Here is a 17,336-nt window from a genome sequence, read left to right on the forward strand (position 1 = left end):
AGGAGCTTCAGGATACCGAAGCGGAACTTGAAAAGCTCGGCCTGCAGCTGACCACCAGCCGCCAACTGATCTCGGAGGCAGTTGCACAGTCCGCCGAGGCGCTGCGCTTCGACCCGAGCAAGACAGCCGCGACGATCAAATACACCGTCGTGCGCGACGAAGGCGACGGCCCCAAGGAAGTGGCCGTGGACGAGAATGCCCGTCTAATGCCGGGCGACGTGGTGAAGGTGACATCCGAACTGCTGATGCAATAGGGGTAACCGGATGAAGATTGCCAAGTCGTCCCTGATCGACCCGGAGAAGAACGAGATCTACGGGATTGCCGCTGTCGCGCTGTCCTTTTTCGTCTTCGCCTATTCGAGCAGGTTCGGGCAGATCTCGATCCTTGCCTATTACGGCGTATGGTTCCTTCCGGTCGTAACCGACTACCGACGGGTGCTGGGCCGCTATTCCCGGTTTCTCTGGATCTTCTCGTTCGGCATCTTCTGCTTCATCTCCGCTTTCTGGTCGCCAGCCTTTGGCGTGTCGCTGCGCACGGCCATCCAGTATCTGACGCATATCGTCTGCGCATTGATTGCCATGCGGATGCTCAGCACAAAGACGCTGCTGCGCGGCGGCCTGATCGGAACCGGGATCGTGCTCGTCTATTCGATCCTGTTCGGCACCTATCTGATGGACGCGATGGACAATACGTTCAGCTTCGTCGGCGCATTTTCCTCCAAGAATCAGCTGGGTTTCTTCGCGTCGCTCGGCGTGATCTTCTCCTATGCGGCGGTGATGCTGTTTCGCATGCGCGGCATCTGGATGATCGGTGCCGGCGGCAGCGCGCTTCTGTCGGCCTATTGCCTCCTCGCCTCGCAGTCTGCGACCTCTGTCATAACCACGGCCGGTGTCGTTGCGCTCTGCATCGGCCTGCAGGGGTTCATGTTCTTTTCGCCGAAGCACCGACGCGGCTTCTTTGCGATTGCGCTCGTGTTCGGGCTTGCCGGCATCGTCGGTGCGCTGCAGTTCGGCGCGATGGATGCGATCCTCGGCGTGTTCGGCAAGGACTCGACCCTGACGGGCCGCACCTATCTATGGCAGCAGGGCATTGCCGCCGCTGCACAGTCTCCCATCATCGGCATGGGCTACCAGGGATACTGGGTTCCAGGCGCCTCCGAGGCCGAACGCCTCTGGCAGGAATTCTTCATTACCGGCCGCAGCGGATTCCATTTCCACAACACCTATATCGAAAGCATGGTGGAGACTGGAATCATCGGCACGGGCCTGCTTGTCTTCATCCTGATCGCCTGCCTCACCGGCCATCTGAAACGGCTGCTGACCATCTCGCGCACGCCGGAATCGCTGCTGTTTGTCGGGCTGTCGACCCTGCTTGTGATTCGGTCCTTCGTGGAGATCGACATCCTCAACCCATACCAGGTCGGGTCTTTTCTGTTCTACTTCATGGCCGGTCGCCTGACGCTGGCGGTAAGGCCGGTCAAGGCAAAGGCGGACCGCCCTCAATACGGTTTCATGCCGAATTCACCCACGGGGCCCGAGCGCGGGCAAAATGGCGAACCGGGCATTCCGGCAGGCTGACACGCCCGAACGGGCGTCGAAGGACGTGAAGACAATGCCTACTCTCTATTCGATCCAGTATCTGAGAGCCTTTGCGGCGCTGGCCGTGGTGCTGTTTCATGCCGGCGAGAAAAGCGGCCTGCACTTCACCATCGGTGCGGCGGGTGTCGACGTGTTCTTCGTCGTCAGCGGCTTTATCATGATGGCGATCAGCGACGCCCGCTCGGCAAGTCCCGGCAAGTTCTTCAAAAACCGGCTGCTGCGCATCGTGCCGATCTACTGGGCGGCGACGCTTCTGATGATCGCCGGCGCCCTCGCCGGTGCGTTTCCAAACCTCGTGCTGAGCCTGCCGCATGTGCTGGGCTCGCTGCTGTTCCTGCCCGTTGCCTCGCCCAGCACCGGCGCACTCTGGCCTGTCCTCGTGCAGGGCTGGACGCTGAACTACGAGATCTTCTTCTACGCCGTGTTTGCGCTCACCCTGTTTGCGCGCCCATCGGCCCGGCTTCCGTTGCTGGCGCTGGTGTTCGGAACGCTTGTCGCAATCGGCCTCGTCATGCCGCCCGAAAATCCGTCGGTTGGCTTCTACACGGCCCCGGTCATTCTGGAATTCGTGGCCGGTGCAGCGCTTGCGAAACTCTGGCAGCGCGGCGAGGTCCCGCCGGCCCCGATCGGGCTGGCGCTGATCTGCCTTTCGATCGCCGGGTTCGCGGCGATCCAGATTTTCAAGCTTGAATTCGATGCGTGGTCCTGTGGACCGCTTGCGATCATGCTGGTGACCGGCGCGCTCAGCCTTGAAAAGAGCCGCTCGGTCCCAAAGATCCCTGCCCTCGCCTATCTCGGCGATGCGTCATACTCAATCTACATCTGGCATACGTTTGCGGTCTCGGTCGCCGTCAAGATCCTGTCGTCTGCATCCCTGCCGCCTGTCGCGGCAACCACGATCGCCGTGGTCGCCGGCACGCTGGTCGGCGTCCTCGCCTATGAGGCGCTGGAGCGGCCGATGCAGGCACTGGTGAGGGGAAAGCGGACGGGCCTGTGGCGCCTTCCGGCGAAGCAGACAGAAAGACAGCCGGTCCCTTGACCGGCCGTCCGTTCTTCGTGGTGAGCCGCTAACTCAGGCGTATTGCGGCGGATCGTCGTTTTCATCCGGGTTCGGCACCGGATCTTCATCCGGCAACCTGTCGGGCTCCGGCTCACCGATCGGAGGGACCGGCGGAGCGGGTGTTGGCGGGATTGGGCCGGGTACGGGTTCAAATGGATCCTGGGCCATGGGCACTCCTCTCTCTGTTGACTAAGGGGAACATCGCAGCCTCAGGCGGCCATGCGTTCCTCGACCGAACGCCAGTTCACGAGCTTGTCGAGGACGGCGCGGATATGCTCCGGCTTTCGGTTCTCGTAATCGACGTAATAGGCATGTTCCCAGATATCGATGCCGAGATAGGCGGGACGTCCGACAGCAATCGGGTTCTTGCCGTCCTCATAGCCGATCAGTGCCAGCTTGCCGGCGTCATCACGAGTGAGCCACACCCAGCCTGTGCCGAAGACCGTATCCGAGATATCGACGGCGCGCTTGATGAAGCCATCATAGTCGCCGAACGTCTCGTTGATCGTCGTTGCCAGCTCGCCCTGCGGTCGGTTCGGGCCACCGGGAACGAACTGATCCCAGTAGGCCACATGGTTCCAGGCCTGGGCGGCATTGTTGAAGATCTTCTTGTCCGCATCGGCATCGGACTTGGCTGATTCCACAACGATCGCCTCAAGATCCATGTCGGCATATTTGGTGCCGGTCGACAGCGTGTTCAGCTTGTCGAAATAGGCCTTGTGATGCTTGCCGTAATGCAGGCCCACGGTCTTTGCGGAAATGACGGGTGCCAGATCGCCCTCGCCGAATGGCAGCTTCGGCTGTGCAAACGGCGCGGCGGCCCGTGCGATATTGGGAATTGGAAACACCGCAGCGGCCGCTGTGAAAGCGGTTGCGGTGAGAACGGTTCGACGGTTGAGTTCCATGAATTGAGCTCCTTCCCTGTTGTCTCTGGAAGGAACAACCCCTTAGGCGCCCATCGGTTTCCCGATTTCGCCGATTCCGCCTGACAATTGCGTGTTGTGACCCGCCGAGGTCATGCGTCCGGAACGTTGTCCTTGAGCTCTTTGATCCAGATCCGGCCATTGCCATCCGACGGCGCCCGCCAATCGCCGCGCGGCGACAGCGATCCGCCCGACGTCACCTTCGGCCCGTTCGGCGACGCAGAGCGCTTGAACTGGCTGATGGTGAAGAAGCGGAACAGGAACGTCTCCATCCAGCGCTTGATGACGGGAAGGTCGAACTGCCGCTTCTTCTCCTCCGGGAAATGCGAGGGCCAGGCACCAGCGCCGGCATCCTTCCAGGCCTGCAGCGCCATATAGGCGATCTTCGACGGCTTCAGGCCGAAACGGGTGAGATAGTAGAGCGTGAAATCATGCAGATCGTAGGGGCCGATCTTGTCTTCCGTGCTTTGCATGGCGCCATCGGCGCCCGCCGGCACCAGTTCCGGCGAAATCAGCGTATTGAGGATGCGCTGCAGCGTCGCATTGGTTTCGTCATCGAAGCTCTCGGCCTCGATGACCCAGCGGATGAGGTGCTGGATCAGCGTCTTCGGTACCGAAGCGTTGACGTTGTAATGGCTCATCTGGTCGCCGACGCCGTAGGTCGACCAGCCAAGCGCGATCTCCGACAGGTCGCCGGTGCCGAGCACAAGCGCGTTGCGCTGGTTGGCAGCGCGGAACAGGAAATCGGTGCGCAGGCCAGCCTGCACATTTTCAAACGTCACGTCATAGACCGGCTCGCCACCGCTGAACGGATGTTTGAGATCGTGCAGAAGCTGGGTGGCAAGCGGCTTGATGTCGACCTCTTCGGCCATAATGCCCATGCCGCGCATCAGCGCCCAGGCATTCGACTTCGTGTCGTCGCCGGTGGCAAAGCCCGGCATGGTAAAGCCGAGAATATCGGTGCGCGGCCAGCCGAGCTGGTCATAGGCCTTGGCTGCGACCAGCAGCGCATGGGTCGAATCGAGGCCGCCTGAGATGCCGATGCAGAGCCGCTTGATGCCGGTCGATTTCAACCGCTTCATCAGGCCCTGGACCTGGATGTTGAAGGTTTCGTAGCAATCCTGGTCGAGCCGCTTCGGATCTGATGGCACGAACGGATAGCGCTGGATGGCCCGCTCCAGATCAAGCGTTTCTTGCGGCCGCTCGAAGTCGAACAGGACGCGCCGGAACGTCTTGCCTGCCGTCAGATGCAGCGTTGCGGCATCGTTGAACGTGCCGGTGCGCATTCTCTCGAGACGCAGCCGCTCGACATCGATATCGGCGACGCACATCTGCGGACCGGCCGGAAACCGCTCGGTCTCGCCCAACAGATCGCCCAGTTCGTAGATGCAGGCCTGGCCGTCCCAGGCGAGATCGGTGGTGGATTCGCCGGGGCCGGCCGCCGAATAGAGATAGGCCGCAAAGTTGCGCGCCGACTGGGTGGCGCAAAGCAGCTTGCGCATCTCCGCCTTGCCGACGGTGATGTTGCTGGCCGACAGGTTGGTGAGGATCAGAGCACCGGCCATGGCGCCGAAATCGCTCGGCGGCGCTGGCAGCCAGACGTCTTCGCAGATCTCCACGTGGAAGATGAAATCGCGGATATTTTCAGCGGCAAACTGCAGATCGATGCCGAAGGGCACCGATTGTCCGGCAACCGAAATCATCATGTCGCGCACGCTGCGGCCGGATGCGAACCAGCGCTTCTCGTAGAATTCGCGGTAATTCGGGATATGGGTCTTCGGCACCACACCGAGAATGCGGCCTGCATGGATGACGACGGCGCAGTTGAACAGACGTCCTTCGTGACGCAGCGGTGCGCCGACAAGAAGCACGGGAAGCAGCGCCTTGCTTTCCTCGACGATCGTTGCAAGCGCGCTTTCGACCGCATCGAGAAGAACGTCCTGGCCGAGCAGGTCGTCGATCGAATAGCCGGAAATGCCAAGTTCCGGAAACACCATCAGCGCAACGCTGCGCGCGTGACCTTCACGGGCCAGATCCAGCGTCGCACGCGCGTTGAAGTCCGGGTCGCCGAGTTCGCAGACGGGCGTGCAGGCGGCGCCGCGAATGAAGCCGTGGCTATAGGGCGAATGGAAATTCATCTGGAACTCCGAAGGCATGGTCATTGGCCGCGATAGTGACGCCTCGCATTTGCGACTGCCCGAGACGCCTACCTAAATCATTGGCCTGTATAGCACCTCTGTAAACACGCGCCAGCATAGCGACATCAGAATCGGGTGACGTTGGAAATGGCGACGGCGATTGGCAAAATCGAATTTCCGTGACAGCTTGTCCGAACGTGTGACCGCACACGGTTTTTCCCGCATGCAATTTTTCAAGAAAGCCGAATTCAAACGTCATATTTTGGAGCGTTGTCATGTCCGTACTGGATGATCTTCTTCGCCAGAAAGCTGAGATCGAGGCACGCATTCTCGATGCCCGGGCGCAGGAAATCGATCGCCTCAAGCTGGAATTTGCCTTCCTCGCGCTCAAGCTGCGGGAGCTGAACGGTCTGCCGAAGCCGCTTGTGGACCTGTTCACCGACAAGGGAGGCACGTTCAATTCGTTCCGGGCGCTCAACGTCAAGAAGCCATAGCCGCCAGCGTCAGAGGACCCTGCAATGGACCTGGCGCAGCTTGCGAAAGACTTAGCTCTCACCGAGCGGACACGACTGAAGATACTGCGTTCGGGCTTCACCGTCAGCGGACACAAGCTCTGGACGGATGAGGAAGACCTGATCTGCCGGATCTTTCATCCCGATTACTTTGCCATAAGCCAGGTTCTGCATGCCCGGTCGAAAAAGGCCATACAGACACGCTGCCAGAGACTGGGTCTTGCACCACGCCGGCAGGCCTGGGGATGGTCGGCCCGGCAGAAATTGCGCAGGCTCTATCCCGCCGCAGACCGGAAAGAGATCTGCGACGCGTTTCCGGGCGTCAGCTGGGACCGGATCCAGGCGGCGGCCCGCTATTACGGTTTTCGCCGCAGCCGGAAGCCCTACAAGCTGACAGGCATTCCGGCGCTGGATCAGCTGCGAAGCCGCTGCTACGCGATCCGGTGGATCATGCGCGATATGGATGAAGAGGCCGGCACCGGCCAGTATTTCCAGACCCGCGGATACAAGAGCCGCTACCCGGATTTCAAAGCCATCGACAAGGGTGTCCGGGCGCTCGGCGGCCATCTGGAAGTCCGCTGGGACGACGCAAAAGGCGGGCATGTCCCGCCGGACATACCCGCCTTTCAAACCAGCCTTGGGAGGCTAACTCGATAGAGACGTTCAGGCTGCGGCCTGGGCGCTCGCATTGAGCGGGATCTCGACGTCGATCTCCAGGATAGTGCAGTGCTCGTCGCGATCCATCTTTACCGTTACGCGGTCGGCGTCCAGCTGGACGTGTTTGGCGATGACGGCCAGAATTTCCTCGCGCAGCACGGCGACCAGATCGGTGCCGACAACCATGCGTTCATGAGCAAGCAGTACCTGGAGACGCTCGCGGGCCGCGGGCGCCGATTTCGGCCTGTTGAAAAGGCGGAACATGTTCATGCGGCCTTCCTTCCGAAGATCTTGCCGAAGAGACCGCGCTTTTCGCCCGGGATGGTCATGGGCAGGACCTCGCCGGCGAGACGCCGCGCGGCATCGAAATAAGCCTGGGCCGGAGCGCTCTTGGCGTCGGCCAGCGTCACCGGTGCACCGATGTTGGAGGCACGCAGCACATCCATGCTTTCCGGAATGATGCCGATCAGCGGGATCGACAGGATTTCCAGAACGTCGTCCACCTTCAGCATGTCGCCACGCTCGGCACGGTTGACGTCGTAGCGGGTCAGCAAAAGATACTTTTCCATCCGCTCACCGTTTTCGGCCTTGAGCGTCTTGGAATCGAGAAGACCGATGATGCGGTCGCTGTCGCGCACCGAAGAGACTTCCGGATTGGTGACCACGACGGCCATGTCCGCATGGCGCATGGCAAGTGTCGCACCGCGCTCGATGCCGGCAGGGCTGTCGCAGATGATCCAGTCGAAGTAGCGCTTCAGATCCGCCATTACGCGCTCGACACCTTCGGATGTCAGGGCATCCTTGTCGCGGGTCTGAGAAGCCGGCAGCAGGAACAGGTTGTCGAGGCGCTTGTCGCGGATCAGGGCCTGCGGAAGCTTCGCATCGCCCTGGATGACGTTGACGAGGTCGTAGACGACCCGGCGCTCGGCACCCATGACGAGGTCGAGGTTACGCAACCCGACATCGAAATCGACGACGACGACTTTATCGCCGCGGCTGGCGAGCGCTGCGCCGAGAGCCGCGGTCGAGGTCGTCTTGCCGACCCCTCCCTTGCCCGAAGTCACAACTATGACTTTCCCCATACCAATCTCTCCTGTGTCCTGCCGGCCCGTTATCATTTGCGTTTTCACATTTCTTAATTGAGCGTTTCTGCCATGATGATGTCGCCGTCGAGCCAGAGCTGGACCGGCTGCCCGCGAAGGCTTGTGTCCATGTCCTCGGCCATCTTGTAGATGCCGTCGATCGCGACCAGTTCGGCCTCGAGCTTGCGGCAAAAGATCCGAGCCGTTGCATTCCCCAATGATCCAGCCATGACTCGGCCGCGTATTGCGCCGTAGACATGCACCGAACCGCCGGCAATCACTTCGGCACCGGAGGCAACCGAACCGATAACGGTCACGTCACCTTCCGCGAAGATGACCGACTGACCGGAGCGAACCGGTTCGTTGATCACCAGCGACTGGATGACCGGCCGGACCTCGGCAACCTTGATCGGCTCGTTGCGGAGCTGACTGTCGGTATCCGTTTCCGGCTGCTGGGCACCTTGCTTGGTAGCAGCGCCAACTTGTCCGGAGCTTTCTTGAGCCGACTTATCCTCGGACTTTTCCGGGACTTCGAAATCGGATGCAGCCTTGCCGCCCCGCATCGCCGGCGGCATGCCGGGGCCAAGCATCGACGGGCGAGCGCCTTCGATACCCATGATCCGGACATTGCGTTCGGCCAGCTGTTCGAGCAGGTCCTTCAGCTCGATCTTGTCGATCGAGATCTCGGAAATATCGAGCACGACCGGGCGGTCGAGAAAGAAACCGGCCGAGCGGGCAGCCAGATCGTCAAGGCGCGAGAGCCAGTTGTCGAGCGGCAGATCGGGGGACAAGACGACCGCCAAAAACGAGCGGCCCTTGATACGGATTGAGCGAGCGTCTGTTAGCACTTTGGTCATCTACGTAAACAAATCGTTGACGTTAGATGTAGCGCCGGGGTGGTTAACAAAAGGTTAACGCACCCCTCCAAAGCTTTAACGACGACCCGTTCTAGGGCAATTTCAGGCCGGCCGTTTCGGCAGCCTCGATCGCCTCCTCATAGCCGGCATCCGCATAGCGGATAATGCCGAGCGAGGTGTCGTTGGTGATCGAATGTTCAAGCCGTTCGACGGCCTTTTCGGTGCCATCGGCAATGATGGTAACGCCGGCTGACGTCATGTAACCCGCATAGCCCCCGCCGCCCGAATGGATGACGACGAGATCGGCCATCGATGCGCACATCGTCATCGCGTTGATCAGAGGCCAGTCGGCGATCGCATCCGATCCGTCCTTCATGTTCTCGGTCATGATATTGGGATGCGCCATGGCGCCGGCATCGAGATGGTCGCGCGAAAACGCGATCGGTCCGGCAAGTTCGCCCTTCGCGACCAGCGCGTTGACTTCAAGCGCGAGCTTCGTGCGCTCGCCATGCCCGAGCCAGGCAATGCGCGCCGGCAAGCCTTCGAAGGGCACGTTTTCGCGCGCCAGCCGGATCCAGTTGGTGACGATGAAATTATCCGGGAAAAGTTCGAGCACGAGATCATCGATGCGGGCGATATCGCTTTCTTCGCCCGACAGCGCCATCCAGCGGAACGGTCCGATCGCCTTGCAGAACAGCGGCCGCAGATAGGCTTCGGTAAAGATCGGGATGTCGAACGCGTTGGCAACGCCGCCTTCGCGCGCCTGGGTGCGGATCAGGTTGCCGTTGTCGAACACTTCCGCACCCTTTTCCTGCAGGCTCAGCATGGCGCGGACATGATCGGCGATCGAGGCGAGGCTTGCCGCCATCAGCTGGCCCTGGCCCTCCTTGCGAAGCCGGCGGACTTCCTCAAGGCTCATCCCCTTGGGGACATAGCCATAGACGAGATCATGCGCCGAGGTCTGGTCGGAGACGATATCGGGCACGATGCCGCGTTTGACGATCTGCGGGTAGATGTCGGCGGCATTGCCGACGAGGCCGATCGAGACGGCACGTTTGTCGGCTACCGCCGCATCGATCATCGCAAGCGCCGTATCGAGATCCGGCGCAACCTCGTCGAGAAACCCGATCTCGCGGCGTTTGGCGACCCGCTCCGGATCGATATCGACCACCAGGATCGCAGCGCCCGCCATGCGACCGGCCAGCGGCTGCGCGCCGCCCATGCCGCCGAGGCCGGCGGTCAGGATAAAGCGACCGGCAAGCGATCCGCCAAAACGCTTCTCGGCGATCCGCATGAAGATTTCATAGGTGCCCTGAATGACACCCTGGCTGCCGATATACTGCCACGCACCGGCCGTCAGCCCGCCCCAGCAGATCAGGCCCTTTTCCTGCAACGCGTAGAAATACTCGGCCTTCGCCCATTGCCCGACGATGTTGCAATTGGCCATGATCACCAGCGGCGCCCTGTCATGGGTCTTCAACAGCCCGACCGGCTTTCCGGACTGGATGATCAGCGTCTGGTCCTCGTCCATCGTCTTCAATGTGCGCACGATCGCCTCATGCGCCGCCCAGTTGCGCGCCGCCTTGCCGAGCGCCGCGTAGACGATCAGGTTTTCCGGATCCTCGCCGACCGACAGCACGTTTTCCAGAAGCCGCAGCAGAGCCTCCTGCCGCCAGCCCTTGGCGCGCAGTTCGGGCCCGCCGGGGATCGGGAAGTTCGGATGGCGCGGGTTGGGCCTGGGCATGGCGTGATCTCCTGTCTCGTGAGGATTGCCTCACCCAATATAGTGCTGGGCCAAGAAAGCCCCCTCTGGCCTGCCGGCCATCTCCCCCACAAGGGGGGAGAAAACCAGCGGTACTCTCCCTGCCCCGATCGAGGCACGTCGCCTCTCCCCGCGAGCGGGGTGAGGGCAGCGGCAACCAAACCCCCTCTGGCCTGCCGGCCATCTCCCCACAAGGGGGGAGAAGATCTGCGGCACTGTCGCGTCCTATATCCAGCGCTGTCGGTGCGGCAGGTTAAGCCCCTCCCCCTTGTGGGGAGGGGTTTGGGGCGGGGTCTTTTTCTCCCTACCCCAGCGCATAATCCGCAATGCTGATCCCCAGCGCCTTCTCGCAGATCGGATAAACTGACGGGTCCTTGACGCTGGAGGACAGCGGAATGAGCGTCTTTGGCACATGCAGCAGAAACACCGGCATGCCGACCTCGAGTTGACCCACGCTCAACGGTTCGCCCGGCGGCGACAGTGTCGCGATGATATCCGGGAAGGTGGCGAGGCGGTTGCCGCCGGCGTCGTCCACCGCCATGTATTCGTTCATGACATGCAGCGTGATCGCCCCGTCGCCTGACCCAAGCGTGATCGTGCCGACATCGAAGGCTTCCTTGGTATAAACCACGGATTTGGCGGTCACCTCGGCCTCGACCAGGATAGTGCCGCCGGTGGTCCTGACGATCGCGTCGATGATGGCAGATCCGCCCTTCGCATCGGCCTCGATAATCGCCTCGCCAAGCGTCAGCGCCAGACTGATGCCGCCGAGCGCTGCATTGTTGCGCACATAGGACGCGCGCAGCGGATTGCGGCAGGAGGCGATGAAGCCGCCGGACATGTCCGAGGCGGTGCGAAGGATCGGCGAGACCTTGGCGGTGGCGCCGCGCACGACGAGTTCGATGTAGCGGTTTTCCGCCCGGTTGCCGCCGACTGCCGTCTGGATCATCTGTTCGGGCGAATTCGCCATGCCGATCGAGCCCATGTCGCCGGTCGGATGGGCGCGCACGTCGCCCACGGCATCGAGCACCTTGGTCCCGAGGATGGCCGATGGCAGCCAGCCGTTGAGCGTCGAGGATTTGCCGTTCTGGCCGATCATCAGCGCCGCAACCTTTTCGCCGAGCGCATCCTGCAGCAGCTGCACGGCCTTGACGTAGTCGATGCCCTGCATTTCCCAGGCGGTGGTCGAGGCCGGTGCGCCGATCGCGGCAGCCGTCGCCACCCAGTCGTCGTCGGACAGTTCGTCGATGGTCACGAGTTCGGGCCTGCCGACCGAGACGGCCGCATAGCCGAGCATGCGGCCGTGATCCGACCAGCCGCCGCCGCCCGCCGCATAGACCGAGCCGCCGCGCACCGCCGCCTCGACATCCTTCTCCGTCAGTATGCGACCCATGCCCTCGCCCCTATTGTTTGTCGAGTGCCAAGACCGCCTCGTAGAGAACGGCAGCGCCCAGTGCGATATCGTCGTTGTCGGACCATTCCTCCGCCGCGTGGCTGCGGCCATCCTTGCTGGCGATGAAGATCATCGCAGCCGGCGCCACCTTTGAGAGAAAGGCCGCATCGTGACCGGCGCCCGACACCATCGGTCGGCTGGTCGCGCCGATCCGCTGCGCACTTTCGGCAAGCACGCCGGTCACCATGTCCGACATCGGCGTCGGCGCCGCATGCGAGACCCGGCGCGGGTCGGCGATGGTTACGCTACGCTCACTCGCGGTCTGTGCACAAAGCGCGGTGACGGAAGCGACGAATTCGTCCATCACGGCATTATCGACGGCACGCGCATCGATCAGCATGCGCACATGCGAGGGGATGACGTTGGCGGCGTTCGGCTCCATCGAGAACTCGCCGACCGTGCCAGCGAAATAGCTCTGACCCGACGCAAGCTCCCGGGCGATCTCCTCGATGCCGAGCACGATGATCGATGCGGCCCCTAGCGCATCGTAACGGGCATTCATCGGCGTGGTACCGGCATGATCGGCGCGGCCCTCGACAAGGATCTCGAACCGCGAGATGCCGGTGATGGCGCCGACGATGCCGATATCGACGTTTTCGCGCTCCAGCACCGTGCCCTGCTCGATATGCAGTTCGAGGAAGGCTTTGATATCGGTGCGCGTGAATACGGTGTCGGGATCTCCGCCGACCTGACGGATGCCGTCCGCCAGCGTTACGCCATCGGTGCTGCGCTCCAGCCATTCGGGCGGGCGAACGCCGGTCAGGCCGCGACTGCCGATGCAGGACACGCCGAAGATCGACACTTCCTCGGCCAGAAAATCGGCGATTTCCAGATCGTGTTCGAGCGCGATGCCGGCATCCTTGAGCGAACGCGCCACTTCGAGACCAGCAATCACCCCGGCAATGCCATCGAACCGGCCGCCGTTCGGCACCGTATCCGTATGCGAACCGAGCATGATCGTACCCTTGCCCTCCACCGTTCCCTTGCGGCGCCCGGTCATGTTGCCGGCGGCATCGATCTGCGTCTCGAGGCCCGCCTCGCGAAAGATCTTTTCGACGTAGGCGCGGCCTTTGAGAAACATCGGCGTGAAGGCACGGCGCGTCCAGGGCCGGTCCGGCTCGGTTATTGCTGCCAGCGCTTCGATATCGGCTGCGATCCGGTCGGTGTTGACGGCGAGATTGGATGTCATGCGATCAAAAATCCTGAAGTGAAAGGTTGGCCTGGGGCCGCACAAACCGGCCGTTGCCGGGCTGCGCCAGCACCGTCGATCCGTCATAGGCGAGTGCGCCGCGAAGATAGGTTCCGGCCACCTTGTAGGGCAAGGTCATTCCGTCATAGGGCGACCACCCGACAACGTTGTTGCCGGTCTTCGACGCGTCGAACACATGCTCTTCCGCCGTCAGCACCGCGATATCCGCATGCTTGCCGACTTCCAGCGCGCCCTTGACGTGATCGATCCGGAAATGCCGGGCGGGATTGAGCGCCATCAGCCTCGCGGCCCAGGTGAGCGACACGCCGCGCTCCAGCGCACCCTTGATAAACAGCGGCACCATGGCTTCGAGACCCGGCAGACCGGACGCATTGGCGAGCATGTCCGGATTGGTCTTGCGGTCGAGCGACCAGCTGACGTGGTCGGTCGAAAGAAGCGTGACATTGCCGGCCGCCAGATGTCGCCAGAGCTTTTCCACCTCCGCCCGCGGCCGGATCGGCGGATTGCATTTCGACTTGCCGCCGAGCCGTCTCGCATCGGTTTCCTGGTCGAGCGTCAGGTAATGGATCAGGCACTCGACCGTGGCGCGATGCCCCTGCGCGCGGTAACCGGCGGCGATCTCGTAACCGCGACCGAGCGAGCAGTGCACCACATGGGCCGGACAGCCGGTGGCCGCACCGATCTCGTAGATCTCGGTCATCGCCAGAAGCTCGGTCAGTGGCGGACGCGACATTTCGTGGGCACGGTAATCGGTAATGCCGGAGGCCTTCACCTCAGCCATCGCCCAGCGGACATATTCGTCGTTCTCGTTGTGGACGCCGGCCGTCAGGCCGGTTGGCGCGATCGCAGCAAAGCACTCGGCCATCAGCGGCGCAAAGATGCGCGGAAAGCGCTTCGGGTCTGTCCCGAACGTCGAGAACTTGAAGGCCGCGACACCGGCTTCCACCTGTTCGCGGATGCGCACCGCGCCCTCCTGCGGATCGACCGTGCCATAGAGCGCGAAATCGACCCTGGCCTGCGTCTCCGCATGGGCCGCCTTGCGGCGCACCGCATCGGCCGAGCAGACGAGATTGCCCTCGTCATAGGGCATGTCGACGATGGTGGTGACGCCACCGGCAGCAGCCGAGCGGGTCGACCAGATGAAATCCTCCTGGTTCTTCTGGGAAAGCGAATGCACCTGCGCATCCACAGCACCCGGAAGGATCAGCGATGCGCCGAGATCGTGGCTTTCGCGGGCGGACGGCATCTGGCCCTGACCAACAGCCGCAACCAGACCGTCGCGGACTGCCACATAACCTTGGGGAACGATGCGGTCGGCAAGGACCAGCGTGCCTTTCAGAACAAGATCGAAATCCGACATCGGCCTGTCTCCTTGAAGCCTTGAAGCCTTGAGCCCTTGAGGCGCGCGTTCGATCGGAACCGCTTGGGAGGGCAGACTAGGAGAATTTGATGGGCAGAGGGATATCCCATATCGTGAACGCACGATATCATCGCTGTCATCCTCTTATATGCTCACCCGGAAGCCGCCATGGACCTTGCCTCGCTGCTGATCGCCCATCATGTGCTGGCCTTGGGCGGCATCCGTGAAACGGCGAAGGTGCTGGATCGGCCTGTCTCGAGCGTCTCTGCCGCGCTGGCACGGTTGCAGTTTCATATCGCCACACCGCTGACGACGACATCCGGCAACCGCATCCAGCCGACGCTTGAGGGCGTGCGGATCGGTCGCGACCTGCAGCGGGCGGCCATGCTGGTTACCGAACTTGCCGGTGTCGGCGAGAGCGACGGCACGCCCGAAGACGGAGCCCGGCTTTCCGTACCGCTTCTGGCGCTGCAGCGTTTCCTCGTGGTCGGGCGCAGCGGCAGCATACGGCGGGCGGCGCAGGAGATCGGCATCGGCCAGCCACAGCTGACGCGGCAGATCCGCAGTCTTGAGCGTGATCTGGGCCTTCCCCTTCTCGACCGGGCAGCCGCCGGCGCTGTTCCCAATGCGAGCGGGCAACGGGTGATCGCTCTGGGAGAAGAGCTCGAAGCGATCTGGCTTAAGATTTCAGACCATGCGGGCGATCGTTTCCGGCGTGCCGCATCGACGACCCGCATCGGCTCGGTGACGCCGCTTGGACGCGAAAGCCTAATTGCCCGGATCCTCGCAAAGCTCGCCGCCGACTGGCCGAAGCACATGCCGCGACGGCCGCTCTATATCTCCAGCACCAATGCCGAGGAGCTGCTGTCTGGTATCACCGACCGGACGTATGATCTCGTGCTGGTCGACACGCTCGACATGCCGCCCGGCGTCGAGCACCTGATAATCTCACGCAGCGGACTTGCCATGGTGGGAGCAGCCGACGTGATCGCTGACCAACGCGGCGATCTGCGGCAACTGCTGCTGCGTCATCCGATAGCGCTGCCGAGCCTCAAAAGCGGGTTGCGGCAGAAATTCGGGGCGCTGACAGAGGACATCCTGACCGCATACGAACGGGCGGCACTGACCTTCGTCGAAATCGATTCCATTCCCGTCATCGCCAATCTCGTCAGCGATCACGGCTATATCGCGCTTCTGCCGCTCTGGGCCATTCCGCAGCCGGACGAGCGGATGGCGGCGATCGCGCTTCCCGAGGCCTACGACATGCATCTGTCGCTTGCGTGGAAAAAGGGAGCGGCAGCCGAGACGATCGCTCGCACGGCCGAACACATCCTGGGCTCGATGCCTTTTCCGGTTACAGGACGAAATCCACCAGCAGCTTGATGTTGAGGGCGCCGATGACGATGGCGATCAGCCAGGCAAAGGCACGCAGCCAGAGAGGTGCAACGAACACGCCCATTTTGCGCTTGTCGGACGTGAACATCACCAGCGGGAAGACTGCGAAGGACAGTTGCAGGCTGAGCACGACCTGCGTCAGGATCAGAAGCTCCGCCGTGCCGCCATCGCCGTAGAAGATGGTGACCGCTGCCGCCGGAATGATGGCGATGCCGCGGGTGATCAGCCGCCGTACCCAGGCTGCCAGCCGGATATGCAGGAACCCTTCCATGACGATCTGCCCGGCCAAGGTCGCTGTCACCGTGGAATTCAGGCCGCAGCACAGGAGCGCGATACCGAACAGCGTCGGCGCGATGGCGTAACCGAGAACCGGTGAGAGAAGATTATGCGCATCGCCGAGTTCCGCCACCGCCGTATGGCCGTTGGCATGGAAGGCGGCGGCGGCCAGAATGAGGATCGATGCGTTGATCAGAAGCGCGAACATCAAGGCGACGGTGCTGTCGATCGTCGCGAACTTGATCGCCTCCCGCTTCTCCTCGACGCTGTCCCCGTAATTACGGGTCTGGACGATGCCGGAATGCAGATAAAGGTTATGCGGCATGACGGTGGCGCCGAGAATACCCAGCGCCAGATAGAGCATGTTGGGATTGGTGACGATCTCGGTGGTCGGCGCAAAGCCACGAATGACCTCGCCCCAGTTCGGGTCCGCCATGGCGATCTGGATGGCGAAACAAGCGGTAATGACGCCCAGCAAACCGATGACGAAGGCTTCCAGGAACCGGAATCCGAGCTTCTGCAGGTAGAGAATGAGGAAGACATCGAGCGCGGTGATGAGAACACCGATTTCCAGCGGAATGCCGAAGATCAGGTTGAGACCGATCGCGGTGCCGATCACCTCGGCGATATCGGTGGCGATGATGGCGATTTCGGCAAACAGCCAGAGCATGTAGGCGACGGGACGCGGGAAGGCATCGCGACAGGCCTGGGCGAGATCGCGGCCGGAAGCGACCGCCAGCCGGGCGCAGAGCGATTGCAGCACGATCGCCATGATGTTCGACAAGAGTGCGACCGACAGGAGCAGGTAACCGAACTGCGAACCGCCGGCGAGCGACGTCGCCCAGTTGCCCGGATCCATGTAGCCGACGGCGACGAGATAACCCGGACCGAAGAACGCGAAGGCCCGCCGAAGTTTCGATCCCTGGCCGCGCACCGGGATCGAGCGATGAACATCCATCAGCGAGGCATCACCGCCGCTTTTGAGCCAGCCGCTGGAATTCATTCGGGATCGGATATCCATCGTCGATCGTGCTCTCGTTGTTGCAATTGCA

General features: G+C 62.2%; 16 protein-coding genes. 5 read left to right on the plus strand and 11 right to left on the minus strand.

All coding sequences use genetic code 11. From position 1 onward, the window contains the following. Positions 1 to 264 precede the first annotated feature (264 nt). Together G6K99_RS15415 and G6K99_RS15420 are read left to right on the plus strand one after the other, a co-directional pair. Entirely contained in the window at positions 265 to 1,578 is a 1,314-nt protein-coding gene (locus G6K99_RS15415) for an O-antigen ligase (protein ID WP_174197073.1), read from the plus strand. 34 nt (positions 1,579 to 1,612) lie between these two features. Next, positions 1,613 to 2,638, plus strand: a complete 1,026-nt coding sequence (locus G6K99_RS15420; RefSeq protein ID WP_174197074.1) for an acyltransferase — start codon at positions 1,613 to 1,615, stop codon at positions 2,636 to 2,638. A 33-nt stretch (positions 2,639 to 2,671) separates the two neighbouring features. Here G6K99_RS15420 and G6K99_RS15425 read toward each other — a convergent pair whose 3' ends face one another. The 3 genes from G6K99_RS15425 to G6K99_RS15435 all read right to left on the minus strand — a co-directional run bounded on the left by G6K99_RS15425 (position 2,672) and on the right by G6K99_RS15435 (position 5,720). Then, positions 2,672 to 2,827 (minus strand): hypothetical protein, encoded by a 156-nt coding sequence (locus tag G6K99_RS15425; protein WP_092659468.1) that lies wholly within the window; start codon positions 2,825 to 2,827, stop codon positions 2,672 to 2,674. Positions 2,828 to 2,868: 41 nt separating this feature from the next. Beyond that, a complete protein-coding gene (locus G6K99_RS15430) occupies positions 2,869 to 3,564 on the minus strand; it encodes a superoxide dismutase (RefSeq protein WP_062461599.1) in 696 nt (231 codons plus the stop codon). A gap of 110 nt (positions 3,565 to 3,674) precedes the next feature. Continuing rightward, on the minus strand, positions 3,675 to 5,720 hold the full coding sequence (locus G6K99_RS15435; protein WP_174197075.1) for an NAD(+) synthase: 2,046 nt from the start codon (positions 5,718 to 5,720) through the stop codon (positions 3,675 to 3,677). A 275-nt stretch (positions 5,721 to 5,995) separates the two neighbouring features. Here G6K99_RS15435 and G6K99_RS15440 point away from each other — a divergent pair, with 275 nt between their 5' ends. Next, on the plus strand, positions 5,996 to 6,214 hold the full coding sequence (locus tag G6K99_RS15440) for a hypothetical protein (RefSeq protein WP_062461605.1): 219 nt from the start codon (positions 5,996 to 5,998) through the stop codon (positions 6,212 to 6,214). A 24-nt stretch (positions 6,215 to 6,238) separates the two neighbouring features. After that, a complete protein-coding gene (locus G6K99_RS15445) occupies positions 6,239 to 6,889 on the plus strand; it encodes a hypothetical protein (protein ID WP_174197076.1) in 651 nt (216 codons plus the stop codon). Positions 6,890 to 6,895: 6 nt separating this feature from the next. On the opposite strand, the gene minE is transcribed toward G6K99_RS15445, so the two are convergent. The 7 genes from minE to G6K99_RS15480 all read right to left on the minus strand — a co-directional run bounded on the left by minE (position 6,896) and on the right by G6K99_RS15480 (position 14,613). Beyond that, complete coding sequence (minE, locus tag G6K99_RS15450; protein ID WP_062461607.1) at positions 6,896 to 7,159, minus strand: cell division topological specificity factor MinE; 264 nt, start codon at positions 7,157 to 7,159, stop codon at positions 6,896 to 6,898. Beyond that, on the minus strand, positions 7,156 to 7,971 hold the full coding sequence (gene minD / locus G6K99_RS15455; protein ID WP_062581861.1) for a septum site-determining protein MinD: 816 nt from the start codon (positions 7,969 to 7,971) through the stop codon (positions 7,156 to 7,158). The genes minE and minD overlap by 4 nt, the downstream gene beginning before the upstream one ends. 53 nt (positions 7,972 to 8,024) lie before the next feature. Then, complete coding sequence (minC, locus tag G6K99_RS15460) at positions 8,025 to 8,828, minus strand: septum site-determining protein MinC (RefSeq protein ID WP_174197077.1); 804 nt, start codon at positions 8,826 to 8,828, stop codon at positions 8,025 to 8,027. A gap of 91 nt (positions 8,829 to 8,919) precedes the next feature. Continuing rightward, positions 8,920 to 10,572 carry a urocanate hydratase gene (locus G6K99_RS15465; RefSeq protein WP_174197078.1) on the minus strand — a complete coding sequence of 551 codons (1,653 nt, stop codon included), beginning with the start codon at positions 10,570 to 10,572 and terminating at the stop codon, positions 8,920 to 8,922. A 322-nt stretch (positions 10,573 to 10,894) separates the two neighbouring features. Further along, on the minus strand, positions 10,895 to 11,983 hold the full coding sequence (locus G6K99_RS15470) for a DUF917 family protein (RefSeq protein ID WP_174197079.1): 1,089 nt from the start codon (positions 11,981 to 11,983) through the stop codon (positions 10,895 to 10,897). A 10-nt stretch (positions 11,984 to 11,993) separates the two neighbouring features. Next, the gene (locus tag G6K99_RS15475) at positions 11,994 to 13,232 is read right to left on the minus strand and encodes a Zn-dependent hydrolase (protein ID WP_174197080.1); all 1,239 of its coding nucleotides are present in this window, start codon (positions 13,230 to 13,232) and stop codon (positions 11,994 to 11,996) included. Between the two features lie 4 nt (positions 13,233 to 13,236). Further along, a complete protein-coding gene (locus G6K99_RS15480) occupies positions 13,237 to 14,613 on the minus strand; it encodes a dihydroorotase family protein (RefSeq protein ID WP_174197081.1) in 1,377 nt (458 codons plus the stop codon). Between the two features lie 168 nt (positions 14,614 to 14,781). Between G6K99_RS15480 and G6K99_RS15485 the strand changes: the two genes are divergently transcribed. After that, entirely contained in the window at positions 14,782 to 15,996 is a 1,215-nt protein-coding gene (locus G6K99_RS15485) for a LysR family transcriptional regulator (protein WP_174197082.1), read from the plus strand. Here the strand turns inward: G6K99_RS15485 and G6K99_RS15490 are convergent. Then, a complete protein-coding gene (locus G6K99_RS15490) occupies positions 15,968 to 17,287 on the minus strand; it encodes an Nramp family divalent metal transporter (protein ID WP_062461632.1) in 1,320 nt (439 codons plus the stop codon). The two genes, G6K99_RS15485 and G6K99_RS15490, sit on opposite strands and share 29 nt — an antisense overlap. Positions 17,288 to 17,336 lie beyond the last annotated feature (49 nt).

It is taken from the genome of Neorhizobium sp. AL 9.2.2 (genome assembly GCF_013317225.1).
In the GTDB taxonomy this organism is placed as follows: Bacteria; Pseudomonadota; Alphaproteobacteria; order Rhizobiales; family Rhizobiaceae; genus Neorhizobium; species Neorhizobium soli.